This window comes from Pseudomonas sp. Pseusp9, assembly GCF_059491265.1.
Genome location: NZ_CP168500.1, coordinates 3,456,607 through 3,468,784, shown reverse-complemented (window position 1 = coordinate 3,468,784; position 12,178 = coordinate 3,456,607). Strand labels below are relative to the sequence as shown.

Below are 12,178 nucleotides of genomic sequence, written 5' to 3'. Positions count from 1 at the left end.
TGGCGAGTGGCTCAAAGAGGCAAGGCGAAAGATTGAGCTAGGCCAAAAGATTGATATGGCAGCCCATCTGCCACCGAGCGTAATTCCAGCCCGACTATTCAAGCCCGTGCCTTAATAAGATCCCTGATGATCTCGTACGGCCAATTCCCCGTCCCGCTGGAAGTATCTATGATGGGTAAAGGCGAATAGCCACTTCCGCTGCGCTCCAGAGAGCGAATCGGAGCGCAATCAACGGATTTGTAACTAGTTCGTTAAAGCTACAACTCTAAGGCCAGCAAGTCCGACAATGGCTGCGGGCGTCTAATCAATCTTGCTTGTCCTTGCTCGATCAAAACTTCCGGCAGCAGGGGTCGGCTGTTGTAATTGGACGACATAGAGGCGCCATATGCGCCCGTATCGTGCATGATCAGAAAGTCGCCAACCTGCGCCTCGGGCAGCAAACGGGGCGTCACACCTTCTTCGTCCTGCGTAAAGATATCGCCAGACTCACACAGAGGGCCGCCCACCACGTAGTCGTGTTCAACGCGATTGACAGGGGTACCCTCGGCGTCCAGCAAGGTCATGTGGTGATAGGCGCCATACAGGGCTGGGCGCATCAAGTCATTGAAGCCGGCGTTCACCAAGATGAAATTTCGGCGGCCAACTTTTTTGACCATGCGAACTTCCGTCACCAGACAACCTGACTCGGCAACCAAAAACCGGCCGGGTTCGATTTCCATTCGTACCGGATGACCGAGAAACGCCTCGATGTCCTGCCTGGCTTGATGCCATGCATCTGCATAACGCTGGATGTCCACCGGCTCATCACCTTCGCGGTAGGGTGTGGAAAGCCCCCCACCGATGGAAAACGCTTCGAGATCGTGGTCGAGCGTTTTCACGGCCGAGACCATTGCACTGCCCACCTGCTCCAGATGTTGGTAATCCACGCCCGAACCAATGTGCATGTGCAATCCCACCAGCTTCAGCCCGAATTGCCGAATGACGTCGAGTGCTTCGTGAACCTGGTCATGCCAGATGCCATGCTTGCTGTTTTCACCACCAGTATTGGTCTTGCGACTGTGACCGTGGCCGAATCCCGGGTTGATCCGCAACCAGACGCGATGGCCTGCAGAGCGTTCGCCCAATTGACGGAGCATGTCGATCGAACCGGTATTGACCTCGATATTCAGCTCGACCACACGGCGCAATGTCACCTCGTCGAACAGATCACAGGTAAAGACGATGCCTGCTGGTGTGCCGGTCGGACTGAAGCCTGCCAGCAGTGCCCGTTCGATTTCACCCAGCGAGACGGCATCGACCCGAACGCCTTGCTCCCTTATCAAGCGCAGGATGTGCAGGTTGGAACAGGCTTTTTGTGCGAATCGAACGGTGTCGAAGCACGCCAGTTGGTCAATACGCGCCTTGATGGTCTGGGCGTCATAACACCAGAACGGGGTGCCATGTTCTGTGGCAATCGCGGCCAATTGCTGAAATGGGGGCTGGTTGGGCATGGATATAGTCGATCTGAGCTAAAGAGTGGAGGCCATCATGCCGATTGCTGGGTATTCAATAAAATATCTTCTTTTTGTTTATCAATTCGGTTTTGATATGGGCTTCAAGCGATCAACGAAGGTTGAGTATGAAAGTCTCGTTGCGACATATCGAAGTTTTCCGAGCGATCATGCAAGCAGGCAGCGTCACGGGAGCGGCGCGCTTATTGCTGACCTCCCAACCGACGCTCAGCCGGGAACTGGCACGGCTTGAAAGCCTTTCGGGTTTGCGTCTGTTTGATCGGGAGGGTGGAAGGCTGGTACCAACGGCTCAGGCAATGATGTTGCTCGAAGAGGTCGAACGCTCCTATATCGGGCTGGAACGAATCAATAGCGTTGCGCAATCGATCCGTCGTTTCGAACATGGGCAACTCAGCATCACGTGCCTGCCGCTGTTCTCGCAGACGCTATTGCCCAATGTTTGCAAGCAGTTTCACCAGCAGCATACGGGCATAGGCCTGAGTATCAGTGCGCAGGAATCGCCCCTGCTCGAGGAGTCACTCAGCGCCCAGCGTCACGACCTTGGTCTGACTGAAAGTGAGCATGTGCCACGGGGTACCCGAGGGGATTTGCTCTTTTGTGCCGACATGGTCTGCATACTGCCAGAAGTGCACCCTTTGTTAATCAAGCCGCTGTTGGCATTGGAGGACTTTCGCGGTGTTGATTTCATCAACCTCTCGGGCCTGGATATTTATCGTCAGAAACTCGATGAGCGCTTTCGTCACGCGGGTGTCGATCGACATACCGTGATTGAAACCACCAATGCTGCTTCGGTTTGTGCCATGGTCAGACAACAATTGGGCGTGGCGATTATCAATCCGTTGACCGCGGTGCAAGAGTCAGGCAAAGGATTGGCCATTCGGCCAATCAATGTGTCCATTCCCTATCGCGTCATGTTGATCCGGCCTGACTATCGACCGTCCTCGATTTTCGTCGACACCTTTTGCAAGGCGTTGGGCGATGAGGCATTGAGTCTTGCTAACGTCCTGGGCAAGACAGTGGAGAGGCCCATTTAGATAGATGTCAGGCTGTGTCGTAGGCCAATCTCCTGGTGATTCAGTTCGCAGTGTGTCGCCAATAGATCGCTCTATCAGAGACAGAAACTGTCGGTCTACGCCAAAGCTTTCTCTTGCATGCGTTCTACAGCCAGGTTTTGAGCATTAGGTAGCCAGCAACCACAATGCACACAGCGGAAAAGCCCATTTGTATCGATTTGGCGGTAATTTTGGGTGAGATGATTCTTCCCAACAGCATCCCGCTGACGCTCGCACCGATAAAAACCCCACCTGTGACTGTTATATGGGCGCCTGCATGAATAGCGCCTGTCACCGCGATAGCCGAAATCAGGGCGATGGTCATGAGTGAGGTCGCGACGATGCCATGCATGCGGATGTCTGAAAGTTGCTGAAATGCAGGCACGATCAAGAACCCGCCACCCACACCAAGCATCCCGGTCAGTAGCCCTGAAAGTGAGCCAACTACGGCAAGACTCACTGAACACTTCGGCGTCCACCGCAGTCGGCCGGTCTGAGGGTTGAGCATGCAATTTTTTTCTTGCCAGCACTTCTCGTTGTCTGTGGCTTTAGCCGAGCTGCCGCTAACCTGTCGAATCATGCGTATCGCCACAATGACCATGACCATGCTGAACAGGGAGGTCAGTACGGCGTTGGGCAGGAGATGGGCAAAATGCACACCCAAGCGCGAAAACACAGCCCCCAACAACGCCATCATCAGGGCTGCGCGATAACGTACCTGGCCTTTCCTCAGACCATCTACAGCCCCAACAGCGGCCGCAGCGCTGACAGCGAACAGCGCAACGGGGGCCGACTCAGTCATTGACCACCCTAGGCCGATCACTAGCGCTGGCACGGCCAGAATTCCACCCCCAGCACCGGTAAGGCCAAGAATGATGCCGATGGCGATCCCGAACATTCCACTGAGTAGCATGCTCGCCCCTTACTCGGCCTTGGAGAGGTTGGTCAGCCACTCACGCCCCTTGAGCATGCCGTTCCAGTAAAACCAGGGCAGCAGCCGGGCTTTCAGGAACCATGCGCTCTTTCGGGCGACTGTTGGGTCTAGGGGGAATGTGGGCAGCAGTTTGCCGCCGTAGCCGAACTCTGCCAGCACGACTTTTCCTTTTTCGACGGTCAACGGGCATGAGCCATAACCGTCGTATCGCAGCGGCATGGGCCGATCGCCGCGTAATGCCAGGAGATTCTCGGCCACGACGACGATTTGCTTGCGGGCGGCGGCAGCGGTTTTGGCGTTGCTGGTGGAGCAAACATCGCCTAGCGCAAAAACCTCAGGATAGCAGCTGTGTTGCAGCGTCCCCGGATCCACCTCACACCAACCGGCGGCGTCCGCCAGAGGGCTTGTGCGAATGAAGTCGGGGGCGACCTGTGCAGGGACTACGTGGAGCATGTCGAAGGTCTTGGAGTGCCGAACGACCGTGCCGTGTTCGTCCTTGCTTTCAAACCAGGCGGTCCGAGCCGGGCCGTCGACCTTGACCAGATTCGAGCCGAATACCAACTGTGCCCGATACTTCTCGATGTACTTCATCAGGGGCGGGACGAAGGCTGCCACGCCGAACAGGGCCGCGCCCGCGAGATTGAACTCGACACTGATGTCCTGCAGGGCACCGGACTTCTGCCAATGATCGCAGGAAAGGTACAGGGCCTTTTGCGGAGCACCAGCACATTTGATCGGCATGCCGGGCTGAGAGAAGAGAGCCTTGCCTTTGCGCAGTCCCTGCACGAGCTGCCAAGTGTAGGCGCAAAGGTCATAGCGGTAGTTGGACGTCACCCCATGCTTGCCCAGGGTTTCTTCCAGCCCTTCGATTTTCTCCCAGGCCAGCCGCAGCCCCGGACAAACGATGAGGTTTTGGTAAGCGACGCTTTTACCGTTGCTCAGCAACAGACGCTGTGTGTCCGGCAGGGCCTGGACCACCGCAGCCTTGATCCAGGTCGCCCCTCGCGGGACGACGTCCGACATGGGTTTGACGGTTTTGCGCACGTCATACGCGCCCCCGCCGACCAGGGTCCAGGCCGGTTGGTAGTAGTGCTGGTCATTGGGTTCGATGAGCGTGATCTGCAGATCGGGCGCACGCTTGAGCAAGCTTGCCACGACCCCGATGCCTGCCGATCCACCACCGATGACTACAACGTCTGCGGTGATGGTGAAATCGGGGAATCTTGTGACGATTTCGCTCCGAGCGGCACACTCCGACGCTTTTTGGTACAGCTTGGTAGCGCGATTACCTGTACGGCAAAAAGCCAATACCGGTGCAGGCAAGTTGTCGAGCAGGCAAACAAAATGCTGTATGTCAATGTCGCTGACGGTATCGGGCTGAACCGGGAAATAAGCAAACTCCAAGTCCAGCCGATTGGCTTCGGCTCGAATGGCTTCACTGGCAGGTTGATCCACCCCACCTTCACGATCCGGTCGGTTACAGATGATTGAGCGAAACCCTAGTTTGGCGGCTTCACCCACATCGTCTGGTGTCATTTGACCGGTTGTTGCAAAGTGATTGGTGTGGGTGGTGATTTGCATGCCATTTAAACTCGTAAAGAGGTTATCCATTTCGCTCTGCCTGAACTCGATCAAGATCTTCAGAACACATTGAGCGGTATCTTCAGATAGCTGATGCCATTGGCCTTCGCCGCGGGGGGCTCGCCGGCGCGCATGTTGATCTGCACTGACGGTAGTAGCAGCCTGGGTTGATTCAGGGTCTTGTCGCGCGCTGTGCGCAGCGCGACGAAATCAGCCTCGGAGCTGCCTTGGCCGATGTGGATGTTGTGCGTGCGCTCCTCGTCTACCGTTGTTTGGTGACGGTAAACGTCGCGACCGGGCGCTTTGTAGTCGTGACACATGAACAGGCGCGTGCTGCCTGGCAACTTGAATAACCGGCCTATCGAGTGGTAGAGCTGGTGGGCGTCACCGCCAGGAAAATCGCAGCGGGCAGTGCCGCAATCAGGCATGAACAACGTGTCACCGACGAACGCGGCATCTTCGATCAAGTACGTCACGCAGGCCGGCGTATGGCCGGGCGTATGCAGCACGTTGACGGGCAGGGCGCCGATATGGAAGGTTTCGTTGTCGGCGAACAAACGGTCGAACTGGCTGCCGTCCAGATACAAATCATCCTCGGCGTCGAACAGCGTGGCAAAAGTATTCTGTACATGAGGAATGCGGTCGCCAATGCCGATCTTTCCCCCCAGCTGGTGCTTGAGGTAGCGGGCAGCGGAGAGGTGATCGGCATGCACGTGGGTCTCCAGAATCCATTCCAGAGTTAATGATTTGGCGCGCACGTGTTCGATCAGGCGCTCGGCACTCGAATACGAGATACGCGCAGGGGCGGTATCGTAGTCGAGGACCGGATCGATGATCGCGCAGTGCCGGGTCATCGGGTCACTGACCAGGTAACTGTAAGTGCAGCTGTCAGCGTCGAAGAAAGCTTCGACATGAAATTGCATGGTTATTGCCTCCATTTTCAGGGGGACGGCGATCGAGCCGACCCCCTGCACGCCTTTCAACAAGCTTGCGGCATACCACTCTCGCCCCAGGGCGAGCGGATATCGGACAGGAATCGCTGTGCGCGAGGGTGTTCAGGGCGCAGGAAGAAAGACTCGGGTGTCGCCCGTTCAAGCACCTTGCCTTGATCCATGAAGATCACGCGATCGGCCACCTCGCGCGCGAAACCCATCTCGTGGGTGACGCACACCATGGTCATGCCTTCCTTGGCCAGGCTTTTCATCGCTTGAAGCACTTCACCGACCATCTCTGGGTCCAACGCCGAAGTGGGTTCATCGAACAGCATCACTGGTGGGTTCATTGCCAATGCCCGGGCGATGGCTACGCGCTGCTGCTGGCCACCCGATAACTCGCAAGGGTAGGCGCACGACTTGTGCGCAAGACCTACCCGATCCAGCAAGCTCATGGCCAAATCGTCTGCTTCCTTGGCGCCTAACTTGCGCAGGCGACGCGGTGCCAGCGTGCAATTCTCAAGGACAGTAAGGTGCGGAAACAGATTGAATTGCTGGAATACAAAGCCGATACGGCTGCGTAACGTGTTCACACTCACTGAGCGATCGTAGATATCCACGCCGTCGATGAAGATGTTGCCACCCTGGATGGCTTCCAACCGATTGAGGGTACGAATCATCGTCGACTTGCCTGAGCCCGACGGACCACAGACCACCACCACCTCTCCTTTGGCGACGGTTTCGTTGATGTCAGCCAGTGCATGGTAGCCGCCGTACCACTTGTTAACGTCTTTGAGTTGGATCATGGGATTAGACCTTTACAGTACGGACAGCGAGACGTCGTTCCAGCCAGAAGGCGAAGCGCGACAAGCTGAAACACATGACGAAGTAGGTAAGGCCAAGCATGGAATACACCTGGACTGGCTTGGTCAGCAGTTGAGCGCTGATCTGCGAGGCGACGAATGACACTTCCGAGAGGCTGATGATGTAACCCAGCGAGGTCTCCTTGATGGTGGAGACAAACTGATTCACCAGCGAGGGCAGCATGTTGCGAAAGGCCTGTGGCATTATCACCAGGCGCATCGTGGCCAAGTACGAGAAGCCGAGTGAACGGGAGCTTTCCATTTGCCCGCGAGGCAATCCGAGAATCCCGGCGCGAATGATTTCGGCGAGGTAGACCCCATCAAAAATCACCAGGGCGGCAAGCATGGTGCCGAATTGGTCAGTGCGTTGACCGGTAAGGGTCGGCAGAAGGAAATAGGCCCAGAAAATCACCATCAGCAATGGCGTTCCGCGCAGTACGTACACAAGTCCCGTGACCGGTAGACGCAATAGTCGGTAAGGGCTGATGCGGCAGAGTGCAAGCAGTACCCCGATAGGGAAGGCCATTACCAAGGCCAGTGCTGCCAGGATCAGCGTCATCACCAAGCCGCCCAAGGGGCCGTTCGGGTATTGGCCGATCAGGTAGAAAAGCCCGTAGTTTTGGATGATATCGAGCATCGTCAGGCACTCCGTAAGGGATAGCGTTGCTGGTACCAACTGGACAACAGCGTGATGACGATCGAGACGCCGACATAACCAGCCGTGGTGACGGCGTACGATTCGAACCCCCGGAATGTGGAGCTTTCCACCTGCTGGGCCTGATACATCATTTCAGCGACGCCGATCACCATGGCGATGCTGGTGTTCTTCCATAAGTTAAGGGTCTGACTAATCAGCGGTGGCACTGTCACCCGCAATGACTGCGGGAGGATGACCAGGCGCATGGTGCTGAGGAAGCCAAAGCCCAGGGTCCGGCCCGCCTCCATTTGCTCCCTGGGAATGGAGCGCAAGCCGCTGCGGATGTCTTCGGACATATAAGCGGCGGTGTACAACACCAGAGCGATAACCGCACTGACCGCTTCGATATTGTGTTCGTATATCCATGTCTTGATGGGGGCTGGCAGCAACTCCGGTGCCCCGAAATACCAGAACAGCATGTGTGCCAGCAGCGGGACGTTGCGTATCGCTTCCACATAGGTGATCGCGATTCCCCTAAGCGCAGCGTAAGGGGCCAAGCGCAATACAGCGATGACGATTGCCAGCGGCAGGGCGATGACCAGCGAGATCAACGCGAGTTGGATCGATAGCAGGAAGCCACTAATGAGCCAATCGTGATACTGCCCGGAGAGCACGACCGATAAATCAAACGTATTCATAACTAGGCCCGTGGCCCGACCCTAAGGTCGTGCCCTCAATGAAGTTAGTTGATTTGGTCGGTTTCGATCTTGAATGAGCGACTGGCAAATTTCATGTTGGTCTCGGGACCAAACCATTTGGTGAAGAGCGTCTCAGCCTTGCCAGACGACTCCAGATCGCGCAGCGTCTTGTTCACCTGCTCCTGGAAGGCGGGTTCTTCTTTTCTCAGGCCCAGCGCAATGTGCTCGGTGGACAGGGGGGTGGGGAGAATCACAAAATCTTTTGCCGCATCACCCAGCTTGGCGAAGTTGCCGGCCAATGAAGTCTCATCGTTGGCATAACCCAAGCCTTTGCCTTGTTGCAGGGCGAGCAGAGCTTGAGGGTTGCTGTCGAACGATACGATCTGGGCGTCAGCGATCTTCGCGCGGATGCTTTGCTCCATGGTGGAGCCTTTGATCGTCAAGATTTTCTTGCCGGTCAGTTGGTCGAGTTGATTGATGCCACTGTCAGCCTTGACCATGACTTTCTGACCCGTGATAAAGGTCGACAGGGAGAAGTTGATCAATGCTTCCCGTTCTTTGTTATGGGTCAAGGAGGCAGCCAGAAGATCGACACGGCCCTGTTGTAATTCAGGAATACGTGCGGCGACCGTCAATTGCTTGAGTACCGGTTTGACCCCAATGGTCGCGGCAATGGCATTGCACATGTCGACGTCGTAACCGACGATCTCGCGAGACGCTGGGTCCTTGATGTAGCTGAACGGTTCGTCGGTGCCGAGCACACCACAGACCAGTTCACCCTTGGCTTTGATATCGCTGAGTTGATCAGCTGCAGCAGAGAAGCTGGTTGCCAGCGTCAGTGCCAGTACTGCGGTTTTCCAGTGTTTTTTGAGCATGCGGTTCGTTTGCATTTTATAGACCTTATTGTTAGATAAACGGAACGCCAGTTTTTTGAATCGTCGGTGCAGTGGACTTCGAGAGCCTCTTGTAGGGGGAGTGGGATTTTTTTATTCGACGTTGGTCGTACGTAGCCGATCAAAGCCCGCATTCAAGTCGGTGATCAGATCGTCGACATGTTCCAGGCCGATGGAGAGTCGGATCAGGTTCTCGCCGATGCCCAGGCTGATTTTCTGTTCATGGCTCAACGAGTTGTGCGACATGCTGTAGGAGTGGTTGATCATGCTCTCCACCCCGCCCAGGGAATCGGCCAGCACAAAGATCGACAGTTGCTCTATGAACGCTGCCATCGCTTTGCGGTCGGCCTTGAGCTTCAGTGAAACCACCGCGCCACCAGAACGCATCTGGCGTTTGCACAGTTCGTGCTGCGGATGGCTTTCCAGCCCTGGGTAGTACACGGTCTCGACCTGGGGGTGCTGGCTGAGATAGCGGGCGATCTGTAGTGCATTGCTGCACTGGCGCTCCATGCGTACGTCAAGGGTCTTGAGCCCGCGCAGGGCGAGGTAGCAGTCGAACGGCCCCTGGACTGCTCCAATGGCCATGCTGATCCCGCGCAAGCGTGTGAACAGTTGCTCATCGGCGGCGACCACGACACCCCCGATCAGGTCGGAATGCCCGCCAATGTATTTACTCGCCGAGTGCATCACCAGGTCGACGCCGTGCTCGATCGGACGCTGGTTCCAGGGTGAGCAGAAGGTGTTGTCGACGCAGGTCAGGATGCCGTAGTCGCGGGCGAAGGCTGTCACACGCGGGATGTCCACCAGTTGCAGCAGCGGGTTGGTCGGTGTCTCGATCCAGATCAACCGGGTGTTGTCGCGGCGACTGGCGGCCAGTGCCTCAAGGTCATTGAGGTCGACGTAGGTGGTGGTGAGCCCGGACGTCTTGCTTCGGTAGTCTTCCATCAGGCGGAAGGTGCCCCCATAGACGCCCGCCATCACAATCACATGGGAGTCCTTGGGCAATAGCTCAAGCACGGTGGCGGTCGCAGCCAGGCCAGAGGCGCAGGCCACGGCTCCAAAGCCATGCTCCAATTGCGCGATGCAGCTCTCATAGGCATGTCGGGTTGGGTTGCCCACTCGCCCGTAGGCGTAGTCCGGGATGTCGTCAAGGCTGCGCTTGACGAACGAACTGGAGGTGACGATCGCCGGGAAAATTGTGTTGTCGGCATAGGTCGACTGTTCGCCAGCGTGGATCACTTGGGTGGAAAAATTGCTCTTGTTCTGGCTCATAGACAGTTGTGACTCGCGTGTATTAAAGGTAGCGATCGAGTTGGTTCGCATAGGGTGTGATGTCGCCGATGTGGCGAGCGACCCAGTCGCGGTCGTAATAGGTGTCCAGATAGCGGTCGCCGCTATCGCACATCAGAGTCACGATCGAACCCTGCAAGCCTTGCTCCTGCATCTTCGATGCGACTTTCAGGGCGCCCCACATGTTGGTACCGGTGGACCCCCCGGGTTTTTTACCGAGCACTTTCTCCAGCCAGTAAAGGGTGGCGATGCTGGCCCCGTCGGGGATCTTGAGCATGTCGTCGATGACGTCTGGCAGGAACGACGGCTCGACCTGGGGACGACCGATGCCTTCTATGCGACTGCCTTTGCTACCGGTAAGACTTGAGTCGCCTCTTCGATAGCTGTCATAGAAAACCGAGTGCTCTGGGTCCACGACAACCAACTGAGTAGCGTGACCCTTGTAGCGGATGTAGCGGCCGATGGTGGCGGTGGTGCCGCCAGTCCCAGCGCTCATGACAACCGCGTGGGGAATGGGGTGCGCCTCGCCGGTCATCTGCTGGAAGATACTGTCGGCAATATTGTTGTTGCCACGCCAATCCGTTGCCCGTTCGGCATAGGTAAATTGATCCATGTAGTGTCCTTCGCTTTCGCGTGCCAGGCGCTGCGCCTGGGCATAGACCTCTGACGAATGATCAACGAAGTAACAGTGCCCGCCGAGCATCTCGACCTGCTCAATTTTTTTGCTCGCGGTATTGCGCGGCATGACGGCTGTGAAGCGCAGTCCAAGCAGTTTGGCGAAGTAGGCTTCGGAAACGGCAGTGCTGCCCGAAGAGGCCTCGACCACGTGGGTTCCCTCATGGACCTTGCCACTGCAGATAGCGTGCAGAAAGAGCGAGCGCGCCAGTCGATGCTTGAGGCTGCCGGTTGGATGTGTGCTCTCGTCCTTGAGGTAAATGTCGATGCCCTTCAACCCTGGAATTTCCAGCTTGTGGATGTGGGTGTCGGCGGAGCGCAGCAGATCGCAAGAGATACGGCTGATGGCTGTACGGATCCATTCGTTCATAGAGTTCCCCTCGCCTTAGCAGGTAGCCACGGCGATCGCGCCCACTTTCACCAGCGCAGCATGCGGCAGGCTATTCACGCCTGTTGCTGCTCGCGCCAGATAGGGTGTTGGCGCGGTGGGGGTTGCGATGATTTTCTTCATTTTTGAGGGGCTCTGGGCACGTTTTGTATGGTGTAAATCCTACTGCCGCCCACTCGAAAATTAATTTCCATTTCTTCAGCTGTTAGGTTATTTATTAGAAAAATTTTCTACGTAAAACAAAAAAAGAATAAAAAAATGGATAGTTTTGATCGCCACATCCTTTCCATCCTGCAACGCGATGCTGACATGCCTCTAAAAGATCTGGCCGAGGCCGTCAACCTTTCAACGACTCCCTGCTGGAAGCGGATCAAGAAGCTCGAGAAAGAGGGCTATATCAAGGCCAAAGTAGCCCTGCTGGACCCGGTTCTGCTGGGCCTGGGGCTATCGGTGCTGGTGCAGGTCAAGACACAGCGTCATGACAAGGTCTGGCTGGATACATTCGCCAAGACCGTGTCTCAGTTTGAGGAAGTCATGGCGTTCTATCGAATGTCAGGGGATTGGGACTATATGTTGCGCGTTGTGGTCAGCGACATTGCCGCCTATGACACTTTCTACAAGAAGCTGATCACCAGTATCGACGGACTTTCCAACATCACATCAAGCTTTGCCATGGAGCAGATCAAGTACACAACGGCACTGCCTTTGCCTCGATAATCTGCGC

General features: G+C 56.3%; 13 protein-coding genes and 1 pseudogene. 2 read left to right on the top strand and 12 right to left on the bottom strand.

Annotated features, from left to right (window positions below):
- Window positions 1-257 precede the first annotated feature (257 nt).
- Window positions 258-1,490 carry a diaminopimelate decarboxylase gene (gene lysA, locus ACEN8E_RS15570; protein ID WP_495588848.1) on the bottom strand — a complete coding sequence of 411 codons (1,233 nt, stop codon included), beginning with the start codon at window positions 1,488-1,490 and terminating at the stop codon, window positions 258-260.
- Window positions 1,491-1,618: 128 nt separating this feature from the next.
- Here lysA and ACEN8E_RS15565 point away from each other — a divergent pair, with 128 nt between their 5' ends.
- Window positions 1,619-2,545: a LysR family transcriptional regulator gene (locus tag ACEN8E_RS15565; protein WP_495588847.1), complete on the top strand. Its 927-nt coding sequence runs from the start codon at window positions 1,619-1,621 to the stop codon at window positions 2,543-2,545.
- Window positions 2,546-2,669: 124 nt separating this feature from the next.
- On the opposite strand, the gene ACEN8E_RS15560 is transcribed toward ACEN8E_RS15565, so the two are convergent.
- From ACEN8E_RS15560 to ACEN8E_RS15510, 11 genes and pseudogenes are all read right to left on the bottom strand, one after another.
- On the bottom strand, window positions 2,670-3,476 hold the full coding sequence (locus ACEN8E_RS15560) for a sulfite exporter TauE/SafE family protein (protein WP_495588846.1): 807 nt from the start codon (window positions 3,474-3,476) through the stop codon (window positions 2,670-2,672).
- Between the two features lie 9 nt (window positions 3,477-3,485).
- Window positions 3,486-4,730, bottom strand: coding sequence for an NAD(P)/FAD-dependent oxidoreductase (locus ACEN8E_RS15555; protein WP_495593332.1), 1,245 nt, complete (start codon window positions 4,728-4,730; stop codon window positions 3,486-3,488).
- Window positions 4,731-4,775: 45 nt separating this feature from the next.
- Window positions 4,776-5,078: pseudogene (locus ACEN8E_RS15550) on the bottom strand (protein tyrosine phosphatase family protein); the annotation flags it as partial.
- A gap of 59 nt (window positions 5,079-5,137) precedes the next feature.
- Window positions 5,138-6,001, bottom strand: a complete 864-nt coding sequence (locus ACEN8E_RS15545) for an MBL fold metallo-hydrolase (protein ID WP_495593331.1) — start codon at window positions 5,999-6,001, stop codon at window positions 5,138-5,140.
- A gap of 56 nt (window positions 6,002-6,057) precedes the next feature.
- On the bottom strand, window positions 6,058-6,816 hold the full coding sequence (locus tag ACEN8E_RS15540; protein WP_495588845.1) for an amino acid ABC transporter ATP-binding protein: 759 nt from the start codon (window positions 6,814-6,816) through the stop codon (window positions 6,058-6,060).
- Between the two features lie 4 nt (window positions 6,817-6,820).
- Complete coding sequence (locus tag ACEN8E_RS15535; protein ID WP_495588844.1) at window positions 6,821-7,510, bottom strand: amino acid ABC transporter permease; 690 nt, start codon at window positions 7,508-7,510, stop codon at window positions 6,821-6,823.
- A gap of 2 nt (window positions 7,511-7,512) precedes the next feature.
- Complete coding sequence (locus ACEN8E_RS15530; protein WP_495588843.1) at window positions 7,513-8,208, bottom strand: amino acid ABC transporter permease; 696 nt, start codon at window positions 8,206-8,208, stop codon at window positions 7,513-7,515.
- 44 nt (window positions 8,209-8,252) lie between these two features.
- On the bottom strand, window positions 8,253-9,098 hold the full coding sequence (locus ACEN8E_RS15525; protein WP_495588842.1) for an ABC transporter substrate-binding protein: 846 nt from the start codon (window positions 9,096-9,098) through the stop codon (window positions 8,253-8,255).
- A 96-nt stretch (window positions 9,099-9,194) separates the two neighbouring features.
- Window positions 9,195-10,373 (bottom strand): trans-sulfuration enzyme family protein, encoded by a 1,179-nt coding sequence (locus tag ACEN8E_RS15520; RefSeq protein WP_495588841.1) that lies wholly within the window; start codon window positions 10,371-10,373, stop codon window positions 9,195-9,197.
- A 22-nt stretch (window positions 10,374-10,395) separates the two neighbouring features.
- On the bottom strand, window positions 10,396-11,436 hold the full coding sequence (locus ACEN8E_RS15515; RefSeq protein ID WP_495588840.1) for a PLP-dependent cysteine synthase family protein: 1,041 nt from the start codon (window positions 11,434-11,436) through the stop codon (window positions 10,396-10,398).
- A gap of 15 nt (window positions 11,437-11,451) precedes the next feature.
- Window positions 11,452-11,577 carry a hypothetical protein gene (locus ACEN8E_RS15510; RefSeq protein ID WP_495588839.1) on the bottom strand — a complete coding sequence of 42 codons (126 nt, stop codon included), beginning with the start codon at window positions 11,575-11,577 and terminating at the stop codon, window positions 11,452-11,454.
- Window positions 11,578-11,712: 135 nt separating this feature from the next.
- On the opposite strand from ACEN8E_RS15510, the gene ACEN8E_RS15505 reads away from it, so the two are divergent.
- Window positions 11,713-12,171, top strand: a complete 459-nt coding sequence (locus ACEN8E_RS15505) for an Lrp/AsnC family transcriptional regulator (protein ID WP_495588838.1) — start codon at window positions 11,713-11,715, stop codon at window positions 12,169-12,171.
- Window positions 12,172-12,178: the final 7 nt, after the last annotated feature.